Below are 26368 nucleotides of genomic sequence, written 5' to 3'. Positions count from 1 at the left end.
CATTTGCTGTGCGACATCGCGCTTGCCTCGGGCACAAGGGCTGCATAGTTTCGGCGGTGGCCTCCACAAGAGGCTCCTCAAGGATCACAACCACAACAACGATGAGGTCATGATGCGCAAGAACGCCGTTATCCAGGCTTTGCTTACCGCTGGGCTGATCGCCAGCGCCCCCCTCGCCAGCGCCGCCAACCTGGTGTTCTGCTCCGAAGGCAGCCCCGCCGGTTTCGACCCGGGCCTGTACACCACCGGCACCGATTTCGACGCCGCGGCGGAAACCATCTTCAACCGCCTGACCCAGTTCGAGCGCGGCGGCACCCAGGTCGAGCCCGGCCTGGCCGAAAGCTGGGAGGTGTCCGAGGACGGTTTGGTCTACACCTTCAAGCTGCGCCCCGGGGTGAAGTTCCACAGCACCGAGTACTTCAAGCCCAGCCGCGCATTCAACGCCGACGACGTGCTCTTCACCTTCGGCCGCATGCTCGACAAGGATCATCCCTTCCGCAAGGCCTACCCCACCGAGTTCCCCTACTTCACCGACATGGGCATGGACGCCAATATCGCTAAGCTGGAAAAGCTGGACGATCAGACGGTGCGCTTCACCCTCAACGAAGTGGACGCCGCCTTCGTGCAGAACCTGGCGATGAGCTTCGCCTCGATCCAGTCCGCCGAGTACGCCGACCAGTTGCTCAAGGCCGGCAAGGCCGCCGACATCAACCAGAGGCCGATCGGCACCGGCCCCTTCGTGTTCAGCCGCTACCAGAAGGACGCGGTGATCCGCTACAAGGGCAACCAGGACTACTGGAAGCCCGAGGACGTGAAGATCGACAACCTGATCTTCGCCATCAACACCGACGCCTCGGTGCGCATGCAGAAGCTCAAGGCCGGCGAATGCCACGTGACCCTGTTCCCGCGCCCGGCCGACATCGCCTCGCTGCAGCAGGACGCCAAGCTGCAGATGCCCGAACAGGCCGGTTTCAACGTCGGCTATATCGCCTACAACGTCACCCACCCGCCGTTCGACAAGCTCGAGGTGCGCCAGGCCCTGGACATGGCGGTGAACAAGCAGGCGATCCTCGACGCGGTGTACCAGAACGCCGGCCAGCTGGCGGTCAACGGCATGCCGCCGACCCAGTGGTCCTATAACGAGACCATCAAGGACCCGGCCTTCGACCCGGAAAAGGCCAAGGCGCTGCTCAAGGCCGCCGGCGTCGAGGAAGGCACCGAGATCACCCTGTGGGCCATGCCGGTGCAGCGCCCGTACAACCCCAACGCCAAGCAGATCGCCGAGATGCTGCAGGCCGACTGGGCCAAGATCGGCATCCAGGCGCGCATCGTCAGCTACGAGTGGGGCGAGTACCTCAAGCGCGCCAAGGCCGGCGAACACGACGCCATGCTGATCGGCTGGAGCGGCGACAACGGTGACCCGGACAACTGGCTCGGTACCCTCTACGGCTGCGACGCAGTCGACGGCAACAACTTCTCCAAGTGGTGCTTCGAGGACTACGACAAGCTGGTCAAGGCCGCCAAGCGCACCACCGACCAGGCCGAGCGTACCGAGCTGTACCGGCAAGCGCAGGTGATCCTCAAGCGCGAGGTGCCGATCACCCCGCTGGCGCACTCCACCGTGTACCAGCCGATGCGCAAGGAGGTGCAGGACTTCCGCATCAGCCCCTTCGCGCTCAACTCCTTCTATGGTGTAGGTATCGCCCAGTGATGGCAGGCGGCGCGCCTGCGGGTGCGCCGTTTCTACCCGGATCAGGAGTTCACATGTCTTCCATGCCCTTTAAGCGCGGCGGCCTGCTGCTGGCCGCTTTGCTGTGCGCACAGGTCCAGGCGGCGAATAATCTGGTGGTGTGCAGCGAAGCCAGCCCGGAAGGTTTCGATATCGTCCAGTACACCGCCGCGACCACCGCCGATGCCACGGCCGAGACCCTGTTCGAACGCCTGGTGGCCTTCGCCCCCGGCAGCACCGAGCTGGTGCCGGCGCTGGCAGAAAGCTGGGAAATCTCCGCCGACGGCCTGAGCTACAGCTTCACCCTGCGCCAGGGGGTGAAATTTCACGCCAACAACGACTTCACGCCCACGCGCGCGTTCAATGCCGACGACGTGCTGTGGAGCTTCCAGCGCCAGCTCGATCCGACACATCCCTGGCACAAGCTGTCGCTGCGCGGTTTCCCCTATGCCGAGGCCATGGGCCTGGCAAAGCTGATCGAACGTGTGGAGAAACTCGACGAACATCGGGTGCGCTTCGTCCTCAGGCATCCGGAGGCGCCCTTCCTGGCCAACCTGGCCATGGGCTTCGCCTCGATCTATTCGGCCGAATACGCCGAGCATCTGCTCGCAACGAACAAGCCCGAACGGCTCAACAGTCGGCCGATTGGCACCGGCCCCTTCGTCTTCGAGCGCTATGCCAAGGACGCCCAGGTGCGCTTTCGCGGCAACCCGGAGTACTGGGACGGCGCACCAGCGATCGAGCGCCTGGTGCTGGCCATCACCCCCGAACCCAACGTGCGCCAGCAGCGGCTCAAGGCCGGCGACTGCCAGATCGCCCTCTACCCGCGCCCGGTGGACATCCCGGCGCTCAGGGCCGACGCGAAACTGCAGGTGCTGGAGCTGGACTCGCTGCTGACCGCCTATATCGGCATCAATACCCGTCACCCGCCGCTGGATGACGTGCGCGTGCGCCAGGCGCTGAACCTGGCGTTCGACAAGGCCGCCTATATCCGCGCGCAGTACGGCGAGGGCAATGCCACGCCGGCCGTGGCGCCCTACCCGGCGACACTCTGGGGCCATGACCCCGAGCTCGCGGACTGGCCGCATGACGTTGAACGGGCCAAGGCCCTGCTGGCCGAAGCCGGTCATGGCGATGGCTTTTCCCTGTCGATCTGGACCCGTCCCGGTGGCGGGCCGACCAACCCCAACCCCGGCATCGGCGCGCAGATGCTGCAGGCCGATCTCGCCGCCATCGGCATCCGCAGCGACATCCGCGTGTTCGAGTGGGGCGAGCTGATCAAGCGCGCCAAGAACGGCGAGCACGACCTGGTGTTTATGGGCTGGGCCGGCGACAACGGCGACCCGGACAATTTCCTCACCCCCAACCTGTCCTGCGCCGCCGCCGAGAGCGGCGAGAATCAGGCGGGTTGGTGCGACAAGGCCTTCGACGCGCTGATCACCCAGGCGCGCCGCGAGCCCGAGCAGGAAAAACGCGCCGCGCTGTATCGCCAGGCCCTGGCGATCTTCCATAAGCAGGCGCCCTGGATCGCCCTGGCCCACCCCAAGCAGTTCGCCGCGCTGCGCAAGGGTGTCGAGGGCTTCGTGCTGAGCCCGCTGGGGTCGAACAATTTCGCTCGGGTGAAGCTGCCATGAACAACCCTAGCCCGGATGCGATCCGGGACTCCTCTCGCGCCCTATCCCCGGATTGCATCCGGGCTACGACACGACCACAACAACGCCGGACCATGCAGTCCGGCACCCGCATCCCGCCACGGAGTAGAACCGCCTGATGCTGTCCTTTATCGCCAGACGCCTGGGGCTTTTGATCCCCACCTTCTTCGGCGTCACCCTGCTGACCTTCGCCCTGATCCGCCTGATCCCCGGCGACCCGGTGGAAGTGATGATGGGCGAACGCCGCGTCGACCCGGAGATGCACGCCCAGGCCATGGAGCGCCTGGGGCTGAACAAGCCGCTGCATGAGCAGTACTTCGACTACATCGGCCAGCTCGCCAGCGGCAATCTGGGCGAGTCGCTGCGTTCGCGCGAAAGCGTGTGGCGCGAGTTCCTCAGCCTGTTCCCCGCCACCGTCGAACTGGCCCTGGCAGCCTTGCTGTTCGCCGGCACCCTGGGTCTGATCGCCGGGGTGATCGCCGCGCTCAAGCGCGGCTCGCTGTTCGACCACGGGGTGATGGGCATCTCGCTGACCGGCTACTCGATGCCGATCTTCTGGTGGGGCCTGCTGCTGATCATGTTCTTCTCGGTCGGCCTGGGCTGGACGCCGGTGTCCGGGCGTATCGATCTGCTCTACGACATCCCGCCGGTCACCGGTTTCATGCTGATCGACACCCTGCTCAGCGACGAGCAAGGCGCCTTCGTCGACGCCCTGCGCCACCTGATCCTGCCGGCCATCGTGCTCGGCACCATCCCGCTGGCGGTGATCGCACGGATGACCCGCTCGGCCATGCTCGAAGTGCTGCGCGAGGACTACATCCGCACCGCACGGGCCAAGGGCTTGTCGCCGGCGCGGGTGGTGTTCGTGCATGGCCTGCGCAACGCGCTGATCCCGGTGCTGACGGTGTTCGGCCTGCAGGTCGGCAGCCTGCTGGCCGGCGCGGTGCTGACCGAGACCATCTTCTCCTGGCCGGGCATCGGCAAATGGCTGATCGAGGCCATCGGCGCCCGCGACTACCCGGTGGTGCAGAACGGCATCCTGCTGATCGCCTGCCTGGTGATCCTGGTCAACTTCACCGTGGACATCCTCTACGGCCTGGCCAATCCCCGTATTCGCCATCAGAAATAAGGAAGGCGCCATGCATAACCACATCGATCACCTAGGGTGGATGACGCTCTTTTCATCCACCGTGAAAAGGCATCGGTGGACGGGTGAAACGTCGTCCACCCTACGCGAGGTGCGCCCATGACCGCCGCCACCAGCCTCGACCAGAGCCTGCTCTACCCCTCGCCGCTGAAGGAATTCTGGCAGGCCTTCAGCCATAACAAGGGCGCCCTCGCCGGCCTGGCGTTCATGCTGCTGATGCTGTTCTGCGCGCTGTTCGCGCCCTGGATCGCGCCGCATGATCCCAGCGAGCAGTACCGCGACTTCCTGCTCACCCCGCCGGTATGGCTGGACGGTGGCCAGTGGCGTTTCCTGCTCGGCACCGACGAACTGGGCCGCGACCTGCTCTCGCGGCTGATCCATGGCGCGCGCCTGTCGCTGCTGATCGGCCTGGCCTCGGTGCTGCTGTCGCTGATTCCCGGCATCCTGCTGGGCCTGGCCGCCGGCTTTTTCCCGCGCCTGCTCGGCCCCGGCATCATGCGCCTGATGGACGTCATGCTGGCGCTGCCGTCGCTGCTGCTGGCGGTGGCCATCGTCGCCATCCTCGGCCCGGGGCTGATCAACACCATCTTCGCCATCGCCATAGTCTCCTTGCCCAGCTACGTGCGCCTGACCCGCGCGGCGGTGATGGGCGAGCTGGGCCGCGACTACGTCACCGCCGCGCAGTTGTCCGGCGCCGGCCTGCTGCGGCTGATGTTCGTCACCGTACTGCCCAACTGCATGGCGCCCCTGATCGTGCAGGCCACCCTGAGCTTTTCCTCGGCGATTCTCGATGCCGCCGCACTGGGCTTTCTCGGCCTTGGCGTGCAGCCGCCGACGCCCGAGTGGGGCACCATGCTGGCCTCGGCGCGTGACTACATCGAACGCGCCTGGTGGGTGGTGACCCTGCCCGGCCTGGCGATTCTGCTCAGCGTGCTGGCCATCAACCTGATGGGCGACGGCCTGCGCGACGCGCTCGACCCGAAACTGAAGAACGCCATCTGAGGAGGCCCGTATGCACAAGATGATCCCGCTGCGCATGGCGCACCCTACCCCGATCCACACGGGGGCCCGTGCATGAGCCTGCTGGATATCCGCAACCTCTCGGTGCGCTTCGGCGCCGCCGATGCCGTGCCGGTGGTCGACGGCCTCGACCTCTGCGTGGAAAAGGGCGAGGTGCTGGCCATAGTCGGCGAGTCCGGCTCCGGCAAGTCGGTGACCATGATGGCGCTGATGGGCCTGATCGACGCGCCTGGCATCGTCCATGCCGACTGCCTGCAGTTCGACGGCACCGACATGCTGCGCCTGAAGGGCCGCCAGCGCCGGCATATCGTCGGCAAGGACCTGGCGATGGTGTTCCAGGACCCGATGACCGCGCTCAACCCCAGCTACAGCGTGGGCTTTCAGATCGAGGAAGTGCTGCGCCAGCATATGGGCCTGAAAGGCAAGGCGGCGCGCGCCCGTGCCCTCGAGCTGCTGGAACGGGTGGAGATCCCCGCCGCCGCCAGCCGCCTGGATGCCTACCCGCACCAGCTTTCCGGTGGCATGAGCCAACGCGTGGCGATCGCCATGGCGATTGCCGCCGAACCCAAGCTGCTGATCGCCGACGAGCCGACCACGGCGCTGGACGTGACCATCCAGGCGCAGATCATGGAACTGCTGCTGAACCTGCAGCGCGACCAGGGCATGGCCCTGGTGCTGATCACCCACGACCTGGCGGTGGTCGCCGAGACCGCCCAGCGCGTCTGCGTGATGTACGCAGGGCAAGCGGTGGAGCTGGGCCGGGTGCCGACCCTGTTCGACGCGCCCAGCCACCCCTACACCGAGGCGCTGCTCAAGGCCATCCCCGAACACAGCGCCGGCGCCCGCCGCCTGGCGACGCTGCCCGGCATAGTGCCCGGCCGCTACGACCGTCCGCAGGGCTGCCTGCTGTCACCGCGCTGCCCCTACGTGCAGCCGCGTTGCCGCGAGGAGCGCCCAGCGCTGGACGCACACGAGCGTGGCGCCGCGCGCTGCTTCTTTCCCCTGGAGGTGGCCCGATGAACAGCGTTCTCCAAGCCCATGAGCTGACCCGTCACTACAGCGTCTCGCGCGGCCTGTTCAAGCCGGCGGCCTTGGTCCAGGCGCTCAACGGCGTGTCCTTCAGCCTCGAGGCCGGCAAGACCCTGGCGGTGGTCGGCGAGTCCGGCTGCGGCAAGTCCACCCTGGCCCGCGCCCTGACCCTGATCGAAGAACCCAGTGCCGGCAGCCTGCAGATCGCCGGGCGCGAGGTTGCCGGCGCCAGCCGGGCCGAGCGCAAACAGCTGCGCCGCGACGTGCAGATGGTGTTCCAGAACCCCTATGCCTCGCTCAACCCGCGGCAGAAGATCGGCGATCAGCTGGCCGAGCCGCTGCTGATCAACACCGATCTGTCCCGCGCCGAACGCCGCGAGCGGGTGCAGGCGATGATGCAGCAGGTGGGCCTGCGCCCCGAGCATTACCAGCGCTACCCGCACATGTTCTCCGGCGGCCAGCGCCAGCGCATCGCCCTGGCCCGCGCCATGATGCTGCAACCCAAGGTGCTGGTGGCGGACGAGCCGACCTCGGCGCTGGACGTGTCGATCCAGGCCCAGGTGCTCAACCTGTTCATGGACCTGCAGGAGCAGTACCGCACCGGCTACGTCTTCATCTCGCACAACCTGGCCGTGGTGCGCCACGTCGCCGACGAGGTGCTGGTGATGTACCTCGGCCGCCCGGTGGAGATGGGCGCCAGCGCCGCCATCTACCATCGCCCGCTGCACCCCTACACCCAGGCGCTGCTGTCGGCCACCCCGACCCTCCATCCCGATCCGCACAAGCCCAGGATCAAGATAGTCGGCGAGCTGCCCAACCCGCTCGACCCGCCCTCCGGCTGCGCCTTCCACCAGCGCTGCCCGCATGCCGACGCGCGCTGCCGCGGCGAGCGCCCGGAGCTGCGCCTGATCGAAGCGCGCCAGGTGGCCTGCCACCATGTGGAGCGGATCAACGGCTAGCAGGCTCAACCCCAGGCTGGCGCTGAGCGCAGCGAAGCCCAACGAGCAGCCCGCGAGCAGCGCTCATGGGGGGGCGTTGGGCTTCGTCGCCGGCGCCTCAACCCCACCGACGAGCCGAGGGGGAAAACCTCCTCGCCATCTCAAGGCGCCGGCGGCAGGGTCAGCTCGATGCTTTCCGCCAGCGAATCCTCCAGCCGCTGCAGCTCGAGGCCCACGGCAGCGGCGTCGTCGGCCAGGGATTCGGCGATGCGGATGAACTGCGGCGTCGCTTCGACGAAGGCCAGCACCACCATGGGGTCGAAGCGCGTGCCGCTGGCCGCGCCGATCTGCGTCACCGCCTGCGCCGGGCTGATGCGCGGCAGGTAGGGATGCTGGCAGGTCAGCTCCTCGAAATGGCCGATCAGCGCCATCAGCCGCGCCGACAGCGGGATCTGCTCGCCGTGCAGGCCCTGCGGGTAGCCCTTGCCGTCCCAGCGCTCGTGCTGACCGTAAACGATGTCCTTGGCATCGCAGAGAAAACCGGCGCTGCCGCCCAGCTTGCGCTCGGCGCGCTCCAGGGCATCGCGCCCGGCCGTCACGCCCTCCTGCAACAGGCGCAGATCGGCCTCGTTCGGCTCGCCGTGGCTGAGCAGCACGCGATCGGGCAGGGTCAGACGACCCAGTACATGGAGCATGGCCGAACGCCCCAGCTGAGCGATGCGCTCGGCGTCCAGCTCGCCACTCAGCGCCGGCTGCTGACGGGCCAGGGCCTTGGCCAGGCAAGTCATGTAGCGCTCGATACGCTGCAGGTGCCGGCTGCGCGGGTTGTCGCGCATCAGCGCCAGGCTGGCCATGGCCTCGATGGTCACGTCCTGCAGCTTCTGGATATCGCGGGTGCGGCGCTTGACCTCCAGCTCCAGGTACTCGCTCTTGTCGCGCAGGTAGTCGGTGGCGGCCTTGAGCTGCAGCTGCGCCTTGACCCGGGCGAGGACGATGGGCGGGCTGATCGGCTTGGTGATGTAGTCGGCGGCGCCGAGGTCGAAACCCAGCTGTTCGTCGGCCACCTCGCTCTTGGCGGTGAGGAAGATCAGCGGAATGTCGCGGGTCTGCGGGTCGGCCTTGAGCCGCCGACAGACTTCGTAACCGTCCATCTCCGGCATCATGATGTCGAGCAGGATCAGGTCCGGTGCCGGGCTGCCCTGGGCGATGCGCAGGGCCTTGGCGCCGTTGTTGGCGACCTTGACCCGGTAACGGTCGATCAGCAGTTCGCTGATCAGCTGCAGGTTGTCCGGGGTGTCGTCCACCACCAGGATCATCTCCTGCTCGGGCCTGTCGAGCATCTCGACCATCGCATCCCCCCTGTTTCAGCACTCTATGCCCTGCTCGGCCGCCGCCTCGCGCAAGGCCAGCAGCCCCTGTTCGAAATCGTAGCCGTGCACCGCGCGGGCGATGGCGGCATATCCCTCATTAAAGGCGCTCTGCAGCATTTCGCGCTGTTCCTCCAGCAGTTTTCCGCTGCGCGGATCGTCCTCGTCGAGCAGCCGCGCCAGCTGCTGGCAGACCCGCTGCAATTCGCCGGGCTCGACGGCGACCTCGCGCGGCAACGGCGGCGCCGGCAGCTGCGCGGAGATGGCGGCGAGCAGCGCCTGCAGCGGGGGCTCCAGCTCGCCGAGCAGCGCCTCGATCCGCGCCGCGTCGGCGCCCTGCCTGAGGGCCTCCTCCAGCGCCGCGGCCTGCGCCTGCAAGGCGCCGGCGCCGATGCTGCCGGCCAGGCCCTTGAAGGTGTGGGCCAGCCGTTCGGCGCGCGCGCCATCGGCGTCCGCCAGGGCGGCGCGCAGCTGCGCGGGGAACTCGCCCTGACCGGCGGCGAACTTGCCGAGCAGCTCCAGGTACAGCGCGCGCTTGCCCAGCACCCGGCGCAGGCCGCTGGCCACGTCCACGCCCGCCAGCTCGAAATCCAGGACCTGCGCCGCCGGCGCGCCAGCGACCGCCACGCTCCCCGGCAGCCAGCGCTGCAGGGTGGCCCAGAGCGTGGCCGGCTCGATGGGCTTGCTCAGGTGATCGTTCATCCCCGCGTCCAGGCAGGCCTGGCGGTCGGCGTCCAGGGCGTTGGCGGTCATGGCCAGGATCGGCAGCGCGGCGAACCGCGGCTGGGCGCGCAGCACGCGGGTGGCCACCAGGCCGTCGAGCACCGGCATCTGCATGTCCATCAGCACTAGCTGGTAATGATCGTCCGCCGCCGCCTGCAGGCGCTCGATGGCCTGCGCGCCGTCGCCGGCCAGTTCCACCTGCAGCCCGGCCTCCTGCAGCAGGCCGCTGGCCACTTCCTGGTTCAGCTCGTTGTCCTCCACCAGCAGCACGCGACGACCGGTGAAATCCGGTATCGCCTCGCCCGCGCCGCTGCGCGCATAGCTGCTCAGCCCGCCGTTGCCGCCCAGGCAGCGCATCGCCGCATCGAACAGCAGCGAGGGGTTGAGCGGCTTGAGCAGGACGTCCTCGACGCCGACCCGCTGCGCGCCCTGCAGCAGCTCCTCGCGGCCGTGGGCGCTGACCATCAGCAGCTTGGGCGGCGGCGTTAGCGCCAGCGCGCGCACCCGCCGGGCCAGCTCCAGGCCGTCCATGCCGGGCATCTGCCAGTCAATGAAGAGCAGCTCGAAGCCCTCGCCGGCGGCCTGCGCCTGGCGTACCAGGGCCAGCGCCTGCACGCCGTCTGCGGCCTCGGCGACGCGAAAGGTCATGCTGGTCAGCAGCTCGGCGAGCACCTGGCGGGCATTGTCGTTGTCGTCCACCACCAGCACCCGCCGCCCGCGCAGATCGGCCTGCGGCTGCAGCGCCGGACGCTGGCGACTGGCCAGGGCGAACGGCAGGCGGCACCAGAAACGGCTGCCGACGCCGACCTGGCTGTCGACCCCGACCTCGCCGCCCATGGCCTCGGCCAGGCGCTTGCAGATGGCCAGGCCGAGGCCGGTGCCGCCGTACTTGCGGGTGGTGGAGCTGTCCGCCTGCTGGAAGGATTCGAACAGCCGCGCCTGCTGCTCGGCGTCCAGACCGATGCCGGTGTCGCGCACCGCGAACAGCAGCCAGACCTGCTTGCCGTCGCGCCGCTCCAGCTCGATGCGCACCTCCACCTCGCCCTCGGCGGTGAACTTCACCGCGTTGTTGGCGTAGTTGATCAGGATCTGCCCCAGCCGCAGCGGATCGCCGAGCAGGCTGCAGGGCACCTGCGGATCGAGGCGAAACAGCAGCTCCAGGCCCTTGGCCGCGGCCTTGTCGCCGATCAGGTTGGCCAGGTTGTCGAGCACCTGCTCGAGGTCGAACTCGATGCACTCGACGCTGACCTTGCCGGCCTCGATCTTGGAGAAGTCGAGGATGTCGTTGATCACCCCGAGCAGGTGCTGGCCGGCCTGCTGGATCTTGTTCAGGTAGTCGCGCTGGCGCGGGTCGAGGTCGGTCTTCAGCGCCAGGTGCGACATGCCGATGATGGCGTTCATCGGCGTGCGGATCTCGTGGCTCATGTTGGCGAGAAAGTCCGCCTTGGCCCGCGCCGCCTGCTCGGCCAGGGCCTTGGCGCGCGCCATGGCCTCCTCGACCTCCTTGCGCACGGTGATGTCGCGGCCGGTGCCGACCAGCCCGAGCAACTGCCCGCGGTCGTCGTAGAAGGCCACCCGCAGGGTGTCGTAGAGCACCCGCCGACCGTCGGCGTGGTCCAGCCAGGTCTCGTTTTCCAGCGGCGCGCGGCTGGCCAGGGCGCGGCGGTCGAGGCCGGCACGCTCGCGGCTGAGCGCGGCGTCGAACAGCTGCTCGTCGCGGCAGCCGACCAGGCTCTCCGGGCTGCGCGCGAAGATCGCCGCGAAGGCCTGGTTGCAGCCGCGGTAGACGCCGTCGCTGTCCTTGAACCAGATCGGATCGGGGATCGCATTGACCAGCGCCAGCAAGGTGCTGCGCTGGCGCCTGGCCTCGGCCTCGGCGCGCTGGCGCTCGGCGATCTGCACCGTCAGGCGGCGGTTCCACACCAGCACGAAGACGATCAGCGCCAGCAGGCCGAGGGCGTAGGGCCAGCCCACCTGCAGCGCTTTGCGCCAGTTGAACTCGGTCAGCGGCGGCAGCCAGCGATCGCGGATCGCCTCGCGCTCCTCGCGGCTGAGGCTGGCCAGGGCGCGGTCGAGCAGATCGACCAACTGCGGCAGGTCGCGGCGCACGCCGAAGCGGATCTCGCTGCTGCTCAGCCCCGATTCGCCGCGCAGCTCCAGGTTGGCCAGGTTGTGCCGGCGGATCAGGTAGCTGGCCACTATCATGTCGCCGACGTAGGCCTCGGCGCGCCCGGACGACACCGCGCGCAGGGCCTCCTCGGTGTTCAGGGTCTCGACGAACTCGATGCCGGCCACCTCGTCGCGCAGCAGTTGCTGCAGCACGTAGCCGCGCTCGATGGCCACGCGCTTGCCGGCCAGGTCGGCGACCTGCTGCACGCGCACCTCCGGGCGGCTGAAGATCAGGCTGCTGCTGATCAGATAGGGATCGCTGAAGCGCATCCAGCCCTCGCGCTCGGGAGTGCGCGCCACCGACGGCAGGATCTCGATGCGGCCCTCGCGCAGGGCGGCCAGGGCCTGCTCCCAGTCGTCGAAGTAGACCGCGTCGATCTCCACCCCCAGGCGTTCGCCGAGCAGGCGCAGGTAGTCGGCGCTGATACCCTGATAGCGGCCGTCCTCGACCATGTCGAACGGCGGCCAGCCGGCGCGTTCCACCCCCACCAGCAGCTGCGGGTGCTGCGCCAGCCAGTGCTGCTCAGCCTTACTCAGCGGCAGCGCCGCCAGTGCCGGCGCCAGCGCGCCCCACAGCAGCAACGCCAGCGCCCAACGAGCGTAACGCGCCATGCCTGCATCCCCTTGCCGGCCGTCGATGGGCTGTAAGCCTAGCCCGGCTTTGAAAGCGCATTACGGATTGGCAGCGCACGGCTGCGGGCCGACAATCGAAAGCATCAGGAGGGAGGCCCCATGCTCGACACCGACCACTGCTGGCAAGCCGTCTGCGCCCGTGATGCGGGCCAGGACGGGCGCTTCGTCTTCGCCGTGCGCAGCACCGGCATCTACTGCCGGCCCAGTTGCCCGGCGCGGCGGCCGCGGCGCGACAACGTCAGTTTCCACGGCGATGCGGCCAGCGCCGAGGCCGCCGGCTTCCGCCCGTGCAAGCGCTGCGCGCCGCAGGGGCAGAGCCCGGCGCAGCAGCTCGACTTCCTGGTCGCCGCCGCCTGCCAGCTGCTGCGCGGCGAGCAGCGCCTGAGCCTGGCGCAACTGGCGGCGCGCATCGGCCTGTCGCCCTCGCACCTGGCCCGCGCCTTCAAGGCCCGTACCGGGCTGACGCCCCATGCCTGGGCCGCCGCCCAGCGGCGCCAGCGCCTGGAGGCGCAACTGGGCACGGCGGACAGCGTGCTCGATGCCGCCCTGGCCGCCGGCTATTCCGGCACCCGCGCCCTCTATGAAAAGCCCCAGGCCATGAGCCCGGCGCAGCGCCGCCAGCGCGGCGCCGGCGAACGCCTGCGCTACGCCAGCGCCCCCTGCCCGCTGGGCCAGATGCTGATCGCGGCCAGCGCCAAGGGCGTCTGCGCCCTGCTGTTCGGCGACGACGCGCAGGCGCTGCGCGAGGAGTTGCGGCAGCGCTTCGCCCTGGCCCATCTCGAAGAGGACGACCTAGGGTTGAGGGATTGGCTGCAGCAGGTGCTGCAGCAACTGGACGAGCCCGAGCGGGCCGCCCAGCTGCCCCTGGACATTCGCGGCAGCGCCTTCCAGCAGCGGGTCTGGCAGGCGCTGCAGACGATCCCGCCGGGGCAGACGCGCAGCTACGGCGAACTGGCCGGCCAGCTGCACAGCCACCCGCGCGCGGTGGCCCGCGCCTGCGCCAGCAACGCCATCGGCCTGCTGCTGCCCTGCCACCGCGTGGTGGCCAGCGACGGCAGCCTCAGCGGCTACCGCTGGGGCCTGCAGCGCAAGCGGCGCTTGTTGGAGCAGGAACAGTCGTAGGGCATCGCGGGGTCTCGGTGCGCGCGGCGCACCAATCCTCCCCGGGCGCTACACCAACATCGCCTTGGCCACCTCGTTGCGTGTGCTGCGGCCCACCAGTTGTTCCACCAGGCACAGGGCAAAGGCCAACGCCGTACCTGGCCCCTGGCTGGTGATGCAATTGCCGTCGACCACCACCGCCTCGTCGACGAAGGTGCAGCCGGAAAGACGCTCGCTGAATGCCGGGTAGCAGGTCATTCGCCGCTGCTTGAGCACGCCGTACTGCTGCAGAGCCAGCGCCGGCGCGGCGCAGATGGCGGCAAACAGCTCGCCGGCCTTGGCCTGCTGGCGCACCCGCTCGGCCAGCGGTTCGAAATCCGCCAGGTGCTGGGCGCCGGGCATGCCGCCGGGCAGCACGATCAGGTCGAAATCCTGGGCCAGCACGTCCACCAGCATGGCGTCGGCGGTCAGCCGCGTGCCGCGGGCGCAGGTGATCATGCGGCGTTCCTCGATGCTGGCCACCAGCACCTCGATGTCGGCGCGACGCAGCACGTCGATCAGGGTCACGCATTCGAGGTCTTCGACGCCGTCGGCGACGGCGATCAGCGCACGCTTGCTCATATCTCAACTCCTTCAGGCAGGAAACGAAACTGTCCGCCCGGTCATAAAATGAGACGACAGGCCATAAATTCACCGGGGAAAACCTTGCTGCTATGATGCGCGGCTTTTGCGCAAACGGGCAATTTTCCGGCACGGATATGCTTAGCTTGCTGCACATCACTTTCGGCGCGTTCGCGCCTCGGGGGAGCCCACCATGCTGGAAAAACTGTTCCAACTCAAAGCGCACCACACCAACGTGCGCACCGAGGTCATCGCCGGTCTCACCACCTTCCTGACCATGGCCTACATCCTCTTCGTCAACCCCAACATGCTGGCCGAGACCGGCATGGATCACGGCGCGGTGTTCGTCGCCACCTGCCTGGCGGCGGCCATCGGCTCGGCGGTGATGGGCCTGTTGGCCAACTACCCGATCGCCCTGGCACCGGGCATGGGCCTCAACGCCTTCTTCACCTACACCGTGGTGATGACCATGGGCTACAGCTGGCAGACCGCCCTGGGCGCGGTATTCCTCTCCGGCGCGATCTTCTTTCTGCTGTCGATCTTCAAGATCCGCGAGTGGATCATCAACAGCATCCCGCTGGCCCTGCGCGCCGGCATCGCCGCCGGCATCGGCCTGTTCCTGGCGATCATCGCGCTGAAGAACGCCGGCATCGTGGTCGATCACCCGGCCACCCTGGTCGGCCTCGGCGACCTCAGCCAGGGCGGCGCCCTGCTCGCCTGCCTGGGCTTCTTCGTCATCGCCGCGCTGGCCTATCGCAAGGTCACCGGTGCGGTGATGATCGGCATCCTGCTGGTTACCGGCCTGTCCATCGCCCTGGGCCTTTCGGAGCTGCCGGGCGTGGTGTCGATGCCGCCGTCGCTGATGCCGACCCTGCTGCAGCTGGATATCGCCGGCGCCCTGGACATCGGCCTGATCAGCGTGATCTTCGCCTTCCTCTTCGTCGACCTGTTCGACACCTCCGGCACCCTGGTCGGCGTGGCGCAGAAGGCCGACCTGCTGGACAAGGACGGCAAGATGCCGCGCCTGGGCCGCGCGCTGATGGCCGACAGCACCGCCACCATGGCCGGCGCCGCGCTGGGCACCAGCACCACCACCAGCTATATCGAGTCCGCCGCCGGCATCAGCGCCGGCGGGCGCACCGGCCTGACCGCCTGCGTGGTCGCCGCGCTGTTTCTGCTCAGCCTGTTCTTCGCCCCGCTGGCCGGTTCGGTACCGGCCTACGCCACCGCGCCGGCGCTACTGTTCGTCGCCGTGCTGATGATGAGCAGCCTGGCGCAGATCGACTGGGACGACCTCACCGTCGCCGCCCCGGTGGTGGCCGCCGCCCTGGCCATGCCGCTGACCTTCTCCATCGCCAACGGCATCGCCTTCGGCTTTATCGCCTGGACCGCGGTCAAGGTGCTGTCCGGGCGCTGGCGCGAGCTGAACCCGGCGATGTGGATTCTCTCCGCGCTGTTCGTCGTCAAGCTGGGCCTGTTCGCCTGATCCCCCTTTCGCCGACGACCGGCTGCAACGCCGGTCGCCGACCGCTTTAGAGTGTTGCCATGAGCGCCCCCGTATTCGACCCCGCCACCTACGCCGCCCAGCTCGCCGAGAAAGAGCAGCGCCTGATCGAACTGCTGGCCCCCTTCGCCGCCCCCGCGCCCGAAGTGTTCGACTCGCCGCGCGAGCACTATCGCCTGCGCGCCGAGTTCCGCCTGTGGCGTGAAGCCGGCCAGCGCCACTATGCGATGTTCGCCCCAGGCGACAAGCACACGCCGATCCTGCTCGACGAGTTCCCCATCGCCAGCCTGCGCGTCAACGAGCTGATGCCGCGCCTGCGCGCCGCCTGGCAGGCCAGCGAGGCGCTGTCGTTCAAGCTGTTCCAGGTCGAGTTCCTCACCACCCTGGCCGGCGATGCGCTGATCACCCTGGCCTATCACCGCCCGCTGGACGACGCCTGGCAGGCCGAGGCCGAGCACCTGGCCGCCGAGCTGAACGTCAGCCTGGTCGGCCGCTCGCGTGGCCAGCGCCTGGTGATCGGCCGCGATTACGTCGAGGAAGAACTCACCGTGGCCGGACGAACCTTCCGCTACCGCCAGCCGGAAGGCGCCTTCACCCAGCCCAACGGCGCGGTGTGCCAGAAGATGCTGAACTGGGCCCATGACGCCCTCGGCGAGCGCGACGACGACCTGCTGGAGCTGTACTGCGGCAACGGCAATTTCACCCTGCCGCTGGCCACCCGCGTACGTAAGGTATTGGCCACCGAGATCAGCAAGACCTCGGTGAACGCCGCCCTGGCCAACCTGGCCGATAACGGCGTGGACAACGTCGAACTGGTGCGCCTGTCCGCCGAGGAGCTGACCCAGGCGCTCAACGAGGTGCGCCCGTTCCGCCGTCTGGCCGGCATCGACCTGAAGAGCTACGACTTCGGCAGCGTGTTCGTCGACCCGCCGCGCGCCGGCATGGACCCGGACACCTGCGAGCTGACCCGGCGCTTCGAGCGCATCCTCTATATCTCCTGCAACCCCGAGACCCTGGCCGCCAATATCGCCCAGCTGAGCGACAGCCACCGGGTGACGCGCAGCGCGCTGTTCGACCAGTTCCCCTACACCCACCATATGGAAGCGGGAGTGTTGCTGGAAAGGCGCTGAGTGGTCGTTCGCCCGTAGGGTGGACAACGCGAAGCTTGTCCACCGCCGACACTCGTGGTGGAAAACGCTGCGCGGTTTTCCACCCTACCCGGAGAGCGGCAGCCTAACGCTCGACACCGCGCAGCGCCCACCATGCCAGCCCCGCCGACACCACTTCCAGCAGCAGCGCATAGAGGTTGAAGGTCTGCTGCGCGCCGCCGTCCAGCCACAGGCCGGCGATGCGCGCCAGGGCCAGCACGGCGTAGAGCAGCACCAGCAGCGTCAGCGCCGGGCGCAGCAGCTCGCCGCGCAGCAGCGCCAACAGCAGGTAGGCGGCCAGGCCCAGCTGCAGGCCGCCGTAGTAGGCACGCACCTCGGTCACCGCGGCATTGCTCATCAGCAATGCGCCGCTGTAGCTGGCCATGGTCTCGGGCTGGATGAAATAGGCCAGGCCCAACCCAGCGAGGGCGGCGATCTGGATCAGCAGGACGATGCGGGCGAGCAGCATGGGCAGGCTCCTGATCGTGGACGACTGCAGGCAGGATAGGCGCCACCGGTCGCGACGCCTAGTCGCAGTCGCTTGGGTCAGCCGCGCCATGGCGCTATGCTGGACGCCCGTTTTCCAGGAGTTCTGCCATGCGCCGCTCGCTGCTCGCCCTCTGTCTCTTCACCGGCCTAGCCCAGGCCGGCGACGCGCTGACCATCGACGTGCACCGCGACGCCAACTGCGGTTGCTGCAAGGCCTGGATCGCCCATCTGCAGTACAACGGCTTCACCGTCAACGACCATGTCGAAGCCGACATGAGCGCGGTCAAGCAGCGCCTCGGCGTGCCGCCGCGCCTGGCCTCGTGCCATACCGGGGTGATCGACGGCAAGTTCGTCGAAGGCCATGTGCCGGCCGCCGAGATCCTCAAGCTGCGCCAGCGCCCGGACCTGCTCGGCGCCGCCGTGCCGGGCATGCCGGTCGGCTCGCCCGGCATGGAATACGGCGACCGCGTCGACGCCTATCAGGTGATCGGCCTGGACCGCGAGCGCCGCGACCAGGTGCTCGCCGACTATCCCGGCAACTGAACAGGAGCCGAAGCATGCGCTGGCGCAAGGCGAGACGCAGCGACAACGTGGTGGACGCCCGCGGCCGCCCGGGTGGCATGCGGGTCGGCGGCAAGGGCCTGAGCCTGGGCGGGGTGGCGGTGATCGTCATCGTCGGCCTGCTGATGGGCCAGGACCCGCTGCAGATCCTCGGCCAGATCGCCGGCCAGGCCACCCAGACCAGCCAGGTCGGCCTGCCCCAGGGCGCGCCGCCGGCGGCCAACGACGAGCACAGCGAGTTCGTCCGCGCCATTCTCGGCGACACCGAGGACACCTGGCGCGAGCTGTTCCAGAGCGCCGGCCAGCAGTACCGCGATCCCAAGCTGGTGCTGTTCTCCGGCGGCGTCAACTCGGCCTGTGGCTTCGCCAACTCGGCGGTCGGCCCCTTTTACTGCCCGGGCGACCAGCGGGTCTATCTCGACCTGACGTTCTTCCGCGAGCTGGAACAGCGCTTCGTCGCTGCCGGCGACTTCGCCCAGGCCTACGTCATCGCCCACGAAGTCGGCCACCACGTGCAGACCCTGCTCGGCGTCTCGGCCAGGGTCAACGCGGCGCGCCAGCGCGGCGAACGGGTCGAAGGCGACGGCGGCCTGCTGGTGCGCCAGGAGCTGCAGGCCGACTGCCTGGCCGGGGTCTGGGCACACCACGCCCAGCGCCGCCATGCCTGGCTGGAGGAGGGCGATCTGGAAGAAGCGCTGAACGCCGCCAGCGCCATCGGCGACGACCGCCTGCAGAAACAGGCGCGCGGCCAGGTGGTGCCGGACGCCTTCACCCACGGCACCTCGGCGCAGCGGGTGCGCTGGTTCCGCATGGGCTTCGACAGCGGCCAGCCGGGGCGCTGCGATACCTTCAAGGTGGCGCGGTTGTAGAGATCTCGTGGGAGGCGACCGGCGTCACCGGATCGCGGCTAAAGCCCCTCCCACAGAACATGCCGCTCCCGACCGTGCTACCAATCAGCCAAGATGCGCCAGCAGCTCGGCACAATCACGCGCATGCAGCCCGGTCAGCTCGGGCCAGGGGTTGTCCGGCAGGTTGACCAGCACAGCGCGCGCACCGGCGGCCTGGGCGCATTCCAGGTCGAAGCGGTAGTCGCCGACCATCACCAGCTCGCTCGGCGCCACGCTCCAGCGTTCGGCCAGCTGCAGCAGGCCGCCGGGATGGGGCTTGGGCGGCGCCTCGTCGCGGCCGAGGATATCGGCGTCGGCGAAACAGTCGGCCAGGCCGATGGCGGCCAGCGTCAGCAGCGCCAGGGGATGAGCGTTGCGGGTCAGGATGCCGAGCCGGCAGTCGCGCTCGCGCAGGGCGCGCACCAGCTGCAGCGCGCCCGGCGCCGGCTGCGCGGCCAGGGCCAGTTCACGTTCGTGCTGCAGCAGCCAGGCGTGCTTGGCCGCCGCCACCTCGGCCGGCAGGGCGGCGAGGTGATGGAGGATGTCGTCGTCCTGGGGAATGCCCAGCGCCCGCTTGATCGCCGGGAAGTCGTGCACCGCCAGGGTCAGGGTGCCGTCCATGTCGAACACCCAGTGGCGCGCCGTCGCCAGCTGCCTCATTTCCAGTCTTCCCGCACGCGGGTCAGGCCTTCCTGGGCCGCCGAGGCCACCAGTTCGCCCTGGCGGTTGTAGATGCTGGCGCGGGAGAAGCCGCGGGCGTTGCCGGCCCAGGGGCTGTCCATGGCGTACAGCAGCCAGTCGTCCAGGCGCAGGTTGCGGTGGAACCACAGCGAATGGTCGAGGCTGGCGACCTGCATGAACTTCTGGAACACCGACACGCCATGCGGCTGCATCGAGGTGGTGAGCAGGTTGAAGTCACTGGCGTAGGCCAGCAGGTACTTGTGCAGCTGCGGGTCGTCCGGCAGCTCGCCGGCGGCGCGGAACCACACGTACTTGACCGGCTCGCAGGGCTCGGGGGCGAAGGGATTGATCAGGGTCACCGGGCGGATCTCGATCGGCTTGTCGCTGATGGCGCGCTCGCGCAGGCGCTCGGGGATCATCGGTGCGACCATCCGCGCCAGTTCGGTTTCCGATTTCAGCCCCTCGGGGCCGGGCACCTCGGGCATCGGGCTCTGGTGGTGGAAGCCCTCCTCGTCGGACTGGAACGAGGCGCTGCAGAAGAAGATCGGCTGGCCCTTCTGCACCGCCACCACGCGGCGGGTGCTGAAGCTGCCGCCGTCGCGGGTACGCTCGACCTGATAGACCACCGGCAGGCTGGCATCGCCCGGGCGCAGGAAGTAGCCGTGCATCGAATGCACATGGCGCTCGGCGGCCACCGTCTGGCTGGCCGCGGAGATGCACTGGCCGAGCACCTGGCCACCGAACAGCTGGCGGAAACCCAGGTCCTGGCTGCGCCCGCGGAACAGGTTTTCCTCGATCTGCTCCAGGCTGAGCAGCGCCACCAGATCGTCGAGCACCTGGGTCATGGGGTCTCTCCTTGCACAGGGGGAATACGGGGTTGCGGGTAGGCCGGCAGGGAGGTCAGGCGTTCGTCCCATACGGCGCGGCCAAGGGTGAAATGGTAAAGGCTTTGCCAGCCGCTGTCGGCAGCGCCGAGCAATTCGTGCAGCGCATCGTCGAAATAGCAGCCGATGCCGGTGGCCGACAGCCCGGCCGCCTCGGCTTCCAGATAGAGCAGCTGGCCGATCTGCCCGCACTCCCAGTAGAGCCTGGGATAGCGCCAGGCGCCATCTGTCAGGGCATCCTCCAGCCGCGCCAGCATGGCCAAGGCCAGGCAGCCGTCGGCGGCGATGTCCTGGCCGCAACTCAGGAACCTCGCCAGGCCGCGGGCATCGCCTTGGAGCAGGCGGTACAGCGGCAGCTCGTCGTCCACCCGTTGCCACAGATAGTCCTCGCGCAGCGCCTGCACGCCGCGGCCGCTGCGATCCAGCCAGTACAGCCCCGGTGTCAGCCCCTGCACGCGATGGACGAACAGCAGCAGGTCGATGGCCGGCGGCTCGCCGGTCGCGGCGAAGGGCACCGGCGACTGCGCCGGCAGCAGGCGCCGCAGCCAGGCCAGCAGCAGCTCGGCCTGGATGCCGCTGCGCCCGTCCATGGCCTGCGCGCTGCGCCGCCGGTGCAGGAGCGGCCGTAGCGGCAGACCGGGATTGTCCGCGCGCACGACGGCCGGCTCGGTAGTCCAGGACACCGGCGGCAGCGCCGGCGCCCGGCATAGTTCATGTACCCGTTGCAGCTCGGGCCAGTGGCGATAGTCGCGTGACAGGCGATTGGGCGTGCCCTGCAGTTGCAGCTGCGCGAGGTCATCGAGCAGGGTCTCGGGAACACGGAACTCAGACTCCTGCGCCGGGCCTATCCACAGCAGGCAGTCGCCGCATTCCGCCTCGTGAAAGCCGCTGCGATCCAGCCCCAGCAGGCCGTCGAGCCGCGCCTCGGCCACGCCGCGCAGCAGCCGTACCTGCCAGCCCAGCGCACTGGCGGCGATGGCGATGGCCGCCAGCGCGTGGCCGAGGTCGTGCTGGCAGTAGCGGTAGGCGCGCTCGCCATACTTCCAGGCCTCGCGCCAGGGGATGCTGGCCAGGCCGAGCAACAAGCCACCGGCCGGCAACGCTGCGGCCAGCCGCTTGCCCAGCGCCTCCGACAGCTCGGCGCGCACTTCCAGGCCGTGCCTATCCGGCGCGTAATGCGCCAGCAAGCCGTGCTTATCGAGCGCGCCGGGCGGCAGCAGCAGATAGGCCTCGGTCGGGTGCAGGTTGCCGGACGAGGGGTTGACCCGCAGCGCCCAGCGACTGCCGCCGGCCGCCTTCCAGGCGGAAATGGCCAGGCTGTCGTAGAGCAGTTGCGCGACGCTGGCGTGATCCAGTGGCGCGGGCGGCATCGGCGCCCCGGCGAATGCCGCGTCGTACGCCGGCCCCTCTTCCAGCGGGCGATGCCAGAGTTCGATCAACGGCGCACCGGCGTAGCGGCGAAACGGCGCCGGCTGGGTGGCCCAGTCCAGCTGCCCCGGCCCCGGCGCGAAACGCTCGGGCGCATGCTTGCTGAGTCGGTGATAGGCGAGCACGTCCATCATCGCTGCGCCTCCCACTGCGCGCGGCGGATGCGATAGAGCACATGCGGCTGCAGCGGATGGCCGTCCGGTACGCGCGGATGGCGGAAATCGCCGCTCTCGTCACGTTGCATACCGATGGCGCGCATCACCGCCTGCGACGGCAGATTGGCCGGCACGGTAAAGCTCACCACCTGCTCCAGGCCGAGCCGCTCGAAGGCCACCGCCAGCGCCGCGCGCGCCGCCTCGCTGGCGTAGCCCTGACGCCAGTGGGCGCGGGCCAGGCGCCAGCCGATCTCCACCGCCGGCACGAAAGGCGCATCGAAGCCGACCTGGGCCAGGCCGGTGACACCGATCAGTTCGCCCGTGTCGCGCCGCTCCAGCGCCCAGAAGCCATAGCCATGCGCCTCGAAATGCTCGCGGATGCGCGCCAGCAGCTGCGCGCTCTGCGCGGCGTCCAGCGGTGCGGGAAAGTGGCGCATCACCTCGGCATCGGCATTCAGCGCGGCGAAAACCGGCAGGTCGGCGTCGCGCCAGGCGCGCAGCAGCAGGCGCGGGCTGTGGGTCTCGATAGGCGGCATGGCGGCTCGCTTGAGTAGGGAGGAAGGCTGCGGCCATACTCGGTCGCTCGATTCGTTGATACCTATTCTATGCCGCTACCGCTGGTCTACCACGAGGACTACAGCCCGCCCTTCCCCGCTGGGCACCGTTTCCCCATGGAAAAATTCCGCCTGCTGCGCGATCACCTGATCGCCAGCGGCCTGACCACCGACGCCCAGCTGCAGCGCCCCGCGCTCTGCCCGGTGGACATCCTCGCCCTGGCCCACTGCCCGGACTATATCGCCCGCTACATGGCCGGCGAGCTGGCGCACGAGGAGCAGCGCCGCCTCGGCCTGCCCTGGAGCGAGGCGCTGGCGCAGCGCACGGTGCGCGCCGTGGGCGGCTCGCTGCTGACCGCCGAGCTGGCGCTGCAACACGGCCTGGCCTGCCACCTGGCCGGCGGCACCCACCACGCCCACTACGACTTCCCCTCCGGCTTCTGCATCTTCAACGACCTGGCGGTGATCGCCCGCTACCTGCTGGAAGCCGGGCGGGTGCAGCGGGTGCTGATCTTCGACTGCGACGTGCACCAGGGCGACGGCACCGCGCGGCTGCTGGCCGAGGTGCCGGACGCCGTTACCGTGTCGCTGCACTGCGCGCAGAACTTTCCGGCGCGCAAGGCCGAGAGCGACTGGGACATCCCCCTGCCGCGCGGCATGGGCGACGCCGACTACCTCAGGGTGGTGGACGACAGCCTCAACTACCTGCTGCCGCTGTACCAGCCGGACCTGGTGCTCTACGACGCCGGCGTCGACGTGCACCGCGACGACGCCCTCGGCCATCTGCAGCTCACCGACGCCGGCCTCGCCGCGCGCGACGAGGCAGTGCTGCAGCACTGCCTGGGCCGCGACATCCCGGTGCTCGGCGTGATCGGCGGCGGCTACGCCAAGGACCGCGCCGTCCTGGCCCGCCGCCACGGCATCCTGCATCACAGCGCGCACAAGGTTTGGAACGCGCTGGGGCTGGGCTAGCCGCCGACGTGCCACTGGTCCCCCGGCAACATCCGCTGACACCCTGCGCCACCACGTCGCCTGGGGCCTGGGCGCCAACTTGGGTATGATGCCGGCGAGTCCGTCGTGCGAGTCCACCATGCGCCGTCTGTTGCCCCTGCTTCTGTTGCTGCTCGTCTTCCCGGCCGCCGCCGGCCTGTTCGATCAACGCCCCGCCGCCGCGCCCATCGGCGCCACGCTGAACAACAGCGGCGATTTTCTGCCGGTGCGCGAAGCGTTCAAGCTGAGCCTGATGAGCAGCGACGCCGAGGCGCTGACCCTGCGCTTCGTCGCCGCCGAGGGCTATTACCTCTACCGCCACCGCTTCAACTTCGCCGTCGAGCCAGGCGATCTCGCGCTCGGCCAGGCCGAACTGCCGCCGGGCCAGGCCAAGCACGACGAGTACTTCGGCGACGTCGAGGTCTACTACGGCGTGCTGGATATCCGCCTGCCGCTGGCCAACCCGGAGCAGCGCCCGCTGCGCCTGCAGGTCGGCTACCAGGGCTGCGCCGACAAGGGCCTGTGCTATCCGCCGGAAACCGAATTCATCGAGATCGGCGAGCTGCCCACCGTTGCCGCACCCGACAGCCCCACCAGCGCGCCGGCCGCGGGCTGGAACTGGCAGGAGCTGGCGCTGTTCTTCCTCGGCGGCCTGGCCCTGACCTTCACCCCCTGCGTGCTGCCGATGCTGCCGATCCTCTCCGGCGTGGTGCTGCGCGGCCAGCTCGGCGGCCTGCGCAGCCTGACCCTGTCGCTGGCCTACGTGGTGCCGATGGCCGTCTGCTTCGCCCTGCTCGGCACCCTGATGGGCCTGTTCGGCGCCGGTCTCAACCTGCAGGCGCGGCTGCAATCGGCCTGGGTGTTGGTGCCCTTCGCCGCCTTCTTCGCGCTGTTCGCCCTGGCCATGTTCGGCCTGTTCGAACTGCGTCTGCCGCGCGTGATCAGCGAACCGCTGGACCGCCTGGCGGGCAAGACCCACGGCGGCTCCCACCTCAATGCCGCCCTGCTCGGCGTGCTCTCCAGCCTGCTGGTCAGCCCCTGCGTGTCGGCGCCGCTGGCCGGCGCCCTGCTCTATATCAGTGCCAGCGGCGACGCCCTCGGCGGCGGTCTCAAGCTGCTCGCCCTAGGCCTGGGCATGGGCGCGCCGCTGGTGCTGTTCGCCGTCGGCGGCGGCGCCCTGCTGCCGAAGAGCGGCACCTGGATGGTCACCGTGCGCAACGCCTTCGGCGTGCTGCTGCTGGCGGTCTCGGTGTGGCTGCTCGAACGGGTGCTGCCGGGCAGCCTCAGCCTGGCCTTGTGGGGCCTGCTGGCCGGCGGCGTGGCGGTGTTTCTCGGCGCCCTGGAGTTCGGCCCCAAGACCCACCGGCAGAAGCTCGGCCAGATCGCCGGCCTGGCCCTGCTGGTCTATGCCCTGGCCAGCTGGGTCGGCGCCCTGCAGGGGGCGAGCGATCCGCTCAAGCCGCTCGGCCAGCTGCAGGCCGGCACCGGCGCGGCGAGCGCCAAGGGCGGCGCCTGGCTGACCCTGAGCAGCCCGGCCGAACTGGACGCCGCGCTGGCCGAGGCCAAGGCTGCCGGCCAGCCGCTGCTGCTGGACTGGTACGCCGACTGGTGCATCAGCTGCAAGGTGATCGAACGCGAGGTGTTCGGCTCGGTCGAAGTGGGCAGCAAGCTCGGCGACTGGCGCCTGATCCGCTTCGACATCACCGAGAGCAACGCCGCGCAGCGCGCCCTGCTCGACCGTTATCAGCTGTTCGGCCCGCCGGCGATTCAATTGTTCGCCGGCAACGGTGACGAATGGCTCGATCTGCGTGTCGTAGGTGAGGTCGATGCCGCCAGCTTCGCCGCCCGCCTGGATCAGGCCAGCACGCGCTAGGCACCCTGCTCAGCCTGGCAACGACCGAAACCACCGCTATAGTCATATTTTTGCCGCAAACGCCGGGCATCGTGTCGGCTATTGCTGACATCGGGCCAGCTGCGGCATAGTCCTGCGCAGCTCGAACAACAAGGAACGCGACCATGGCCACCCTACTGGTGCTGCACGGCCCCAACCTCAACCTGCTGGGCACCCGCGAGCCAGACAAATACGGCGCCACCACCCTGGCCGAGATCAACCAGGACCTGGAACGCCGCGCCCGCGACGCCGGCCATCACCTGCTGTACCTGCAGAGCAACGCCGAGTACGAGCTGATCGAGCGGATTCACGCAGCGAAAGGCGAAGGTGTCGACTTTATCCTGATCAATCCCGCCGCTTTTACCCATACCAGCGTCGCATTACGTGACGCGTTGCTGGCGGTGAGCATCCCATTCATCGAAGTGCACCTGTCCAACGTGCACAAACGTGAACCATTCCGCCATCACTCCTACTTCTCCGACGTTGCGGTGGGGGTGATCTGCGGCCTTGGCGCCAGCGGTTATCGGCTGGCCCTGGAGGCCGCGCTAGAACAACTTGAAACTAAACGACCCTGACCTCACCGGGAGTTGAATCGCTATGGATATCCGTAAAGTCAAGAAACTGATCGAGCTGCTGGAAGAATCCGGTATCGACGAGCTGGAGATCAAAGAGGGCGAAGAGTCCGTACGCATCAGCCGCCACAGCAAGCAGCCGGCCTACGCGCCGCAACCGGTCTACGCCCAGGCGCCGGCGCCGGCCGCCGCCCCGGCAGCCGCCGCTCCCACCGCCGAGGCCGCCCCGGCCGCCGCGCCGAAGCTGAACGGCAGCGTGGCCCGCTCGCCGATGGTCGGCACCTTCTACCGCGCCGCCTCGCCGACCTCAGCCAACTTCGTCGAAGTCGGTCAGAGCGTGAAGAAAGGCGACATCCTGTGCATCGTCGAAGCCATGAAGATGATGAACCACATCGAGGCCGAAGCCAGCGGCGTGATCGAGTCCATCCTGGTGGAAAACGGCCAGCCGGTTGAGTACGACCAGCCCCTGTTCACCATCGTTTGATGCGCGGGGAG

23 protein-coding genes are annotated in these 26368 nt (G+C 68.9%); 15 read left to right on the top strand and 8 right to left on the bottom strand.

Going from position 1 to position 26368, the window contains the following annotated elements:
* Positions 1-112 precede the first annotated feature (112 nt).
* From ACIGFL_RS02590 to ACIGFL_RS02565, 6 genes are all read left to right on the top strand, one after another.
* Entirely contained in the window at positions 113-1711 is a 1599-nt protein-coding gene (locus ACIGFL_RS02590; protein WP_397496617.1) for an ABC transporter substrate-binding protein, read from the top strand.
* A gap of 53 nt (positions 1712-1764) precedes the next feature.
* Positions 1765-3363: an ABC transporter substrate-binding protein gene (locus tag ACIGFL_RS02585; RefSeq protein ID WP_397496043.1), complete on the top strand. Its 1599-nt coding sequence runs from the start codon at positions 1765-1767 to the stop codon at positions 3361-3363.
* Between the two features lie 136 nt (positions 3364-3499).
* Positions 3500-4510 (top strand): ABC transporter permease subunit, encoded by a 1011-nt coding sequence (locus tag ACIGFL_RS02580; RefSeq protein ID WP_021442279.1) that lies wholly within the window; start codon positions 3500-3502, stop codon positions 4508-4510.
* A gap of 117 nt (positions 4511-4627) precedes the next feature.
* Entirely contained in the window at positions 4628-5530 is a 903-nt protein-coding gene (locus ACIGFL_RS02575) for an ABC transporter permease subunit (RefSeq protein ID WP_021442280.1), read from the top strand.
* 72 nt (positions 5531-5602) lie between these two features.
* Positions 5603-6568 (top strand): ABC transporter ATP-binding protein, encoded by a 966-nt coding sequence (locus ACIGFL_RS02570; protein ID WP_021442281.1) that lies wholly within the window; start codon positions 5603-5605, stop codon positions 6566-6568.
* Positions 6565-7536 (top strand): peptide ABC transporter ATP-binding protein, encoded by a 972-nt coding sequence (locus ACIGFL_RS02565; RefSeq protein ID WP_021442282.1) that lies wholly within the window; start codon positions 6565-6567, stop codon positions 7534-7536. Before ACIGFL_RS02570 ends, ACIGFL_RS02565 begins: the two co-directional genes overlap by 4 nt.
* Before the next feature lie 140 nt (positions 7537-7676).
* Here the strand turns inward: ACIGFL_RS02565 and ACIGFL_RS02560 are convergent, their stop codons facing one another.
* Entirely contained in the window at positions 7677-8864 is a 1188-nt protein-coding gene (locus ACIGFL_RS02560; protein ID WP_021442283.1) for an HD domain-containing phosphohydrolase, read from the bottom strand.
* 15 nt (positions 8865-8879) lie between these two features.
* A complete protein-coding gene (locus tag ACIGFL_RS02555) occupies positions 8880-12386 on the bottom strand; it encodes a response regulator (protein ID WP_397496042.1) in 3507 nt (1168 codons plus the stop codon).
* A 120-nt stretch (positions 12387-12506) separates the two neighbouring features.
* On the opposite strand from ACIGFL_RS02555, the gene ada reads away from it, so the two are divergent.
* Positions 12507-13529: a bifunctional DNA-binding transcriptional regulator/O6-methylguanine-DNA methyltransferase Ada gene (ada, locus tag ACIGFL_RS02550; protein WP_397496041.1), complete on the top strand. Its 1023-nt coding sequence runs from the start codon at positions 12507-12509 to the stop codon at positions 13527-13529.
* 48 nt (positions 13530-13577) lie between these two features.
* Here the strand turns inward: ada and ACIGFL_RS02545 are convergent, their stop codons facing one another.
* Complete coding sequence (locus tag ACIGFL_RS02545; RefSeq protein ID WP_021443695.1) at positions 13578-14129, bottom strand: DJ-1 family glyoxalase III; 552 nt, start codon at positions 14127-14129, stop codon at positions 13578-13580.
* A 193-nt stretch (positions 14130-14322) separates the two neighbouring features.
* Between ACIGFL_RS02545 and ACIGFL_RS02540 the strand changes: the two genes are divergently transcribed.
* Together ACIGFL_RS02540 and trmA are read left to right on the top strand one after the other, a co-directional pair.
* Entirely contained in the window at positions 14323-15615 is a 1293-nt protein-coding gene (locus tag ACIGFL_RS02540; RefSeq protein ID WP_021443694.1) for an NCS2 family permease, read from the top strand.
* A gap of 59 nt (positions 15616-15674) precedes the next feature.
* Complete coding sequence (gene trmA, locus ACIGFL_RS02535) at positions 15675-16763, top strand: tRNA (uridine(54)-C5)-methyltransferase TrmA (protein WP_397496040.1); 1089 nt, start codon at positions 15675-15677, stop codon at positions 16761-16763.
* Positions 16764-16866: 103 nt separating this feature from the next.
* Here trmA and ACIGFL_RS02530 read toward each other — a convergent pair whose 3' ends face one another.
* On the bottom strand, positions 16867-17250 hold the full coding sequence (locus ACIGFL_RS02530; protein WP_397496039.1) for a DUF4345 family protein: 384 nt from the start codon (positions 17248-17250) through the stop codon (positions 16867-16869).
* Positions 17251-17378: 128 nt separating this feature from the next.
* Between ACIGFL_RS02530 and ACIGFL_RS02525 the strand changes: the two genes are divergently transcribed.
* Positions 17379-17813 carry a DUF411 domain-containing protein gene (locus ACIGFL_RS02525; protein WP_397496038.1) on the top strand — a complete coding sequence of 145 codons (435 nt, stop codon included), beginning with the start codon at positions 17379-17381 and terminating at the stop codon, positions 17811-17813.
* Between the two features lie 14 nt (positions 17814-17827).
* On the top strand, positions 17828-18700 hold the full coding sequence (locus ACIGFL_RS02520) for a neutral zinc metallopeptidase (protein ID WP_397496037.1): 873 nt from the start codon (positions 17828-17830) through the stop codon (positions 18698-18700).
* A gap of 84 nt (positions 18701-18784) precedes the next feature.
* Here ACIGFL_RS02520 and ACIGFL_RS02515 read toward each other — a convergent pair whose 3' ends face one another.
* From ACIGFL_RS02515 to ACIGFL_RS02500, 4 genes are read right to left on the bottom strand one after another with little or no spacing between them, the layout of a single operon-like run.
* A complete protein-coding gene (locus ACIGFL_RS02515; protein WP_397496036.1) occupies positions 18785-19378 on the bottom strand; it encodes an HAD family hydrolase in 594 nt (197 codons plus the stop codon).
* Complete coding sequence (tesB, locus tag ACIGFL_RS02510) at positions 19375-20244, bottom strand: acyl-CoA thioesterase II (RefSeq protein ID WP_021445253.1); 870 nt, start codon at positions 20242-20244, stop codon at positions 19375-19377. The genes ACIGFL_RS02515 and tesB overlap by 4 nt, the downstream gene beginning before the upstream one ends.
* Positions 20241-21845: a nitroreductase family protein gene (locus tag ACIGFL_RS02505; RefSeq protein WP_397496035.1), complete on the bottom strand. Its 1605-nt coding sequence runs from the start codon at positions 21843-21845 to the stop codon at positions 20241-20243. Before ACIGFL_RS02505 ends, tesB begins: the two co-directional genes overlap by 4 nt.
* Entirely contained in the window at positions 21842-22402 is a 561-nt protein-coding gene (locus tag ACIGFL_RS02500) for a GNAT family N-acetyltransferase (protein ID WP_397496034.1), read from the bottom strand. The genes ACIGFL_RS02505 and ACIGFL_RS02500 overlap by 4 nt, the downstream gene beginning before the upstream one ends.
* 69 nt (positions 22403-22471) lie before the next feature.
* On the opposite strand from ACIGFL_RS02500, the gene ACIGFL_RS02495 reads away from it, so the two are divergent.
* The 4 genes from ACIGFL_RS02495 (at position 22472) to accB (ending at position 26357) form a co-directional block, all read left to right on the top strand.
* Positions 22472-23392: a histone deacetylase gene (locus ACIGFL_RS02495; protein ID WP_397496033.1), complete on the top strand. Its 921-nt coding sequence runs from the start codon at positions 22472-22474 to the stop codon at positions 23390-23392.
* Positions 23393-23510: 118 nt separating this feature from the next.
* Positions 23511-25283, top strand: a complete 1773-nt coding sequence (gene dsbD / locus ACIGFL_RS02490) for a protein-disulfide reductase DsbD (protein WP_397496032.1) — start codon at positions 23511-23513, stop codon at positions 25281-25283.
* A gap of 143 nt (positions 25284-25426) precedes the next feature.
* Positions 25427-25876, top strand: a complete 450-nt coding sequence (aroQ, locus tag ACIGFL_RS02485) for a type II 3-dehydroquinate dehydratase (protein WP_021445594.1) — start codon at positions 25427-25429, stop codon at positions 25874-25876.
* Between the two features lie 22 nt (positions 25877-25898).
* A complete protein-coding gene (gene accB, locus ACIGFL_RS02480) occupies positions 25899-26357 on the top strand; it encodes an acetyl-CoA carboxylase biotin carboxyl carrier protein (RefSeq protein WP_397496031.1) in 459 nt (152 codons plus the stop codon).
* The last annotated feature ends 11 nt before the right edge of the window (positions 26358-26368 follow it).

It is taken from the genome of Pseudomonas sp. NPDC077649 (assembly GCF_044542855.1).
In the GTDB taxonomy this organism is placed as follows: Bacteria; Pseudomonadota; Gammaproteobacteria; order Pseudomonadales; family Pseudomonadaceae; genus Aquipseudomonas.
This window is presented reverse-complemented; position numbering and strand designations above follow the sequence as displayed.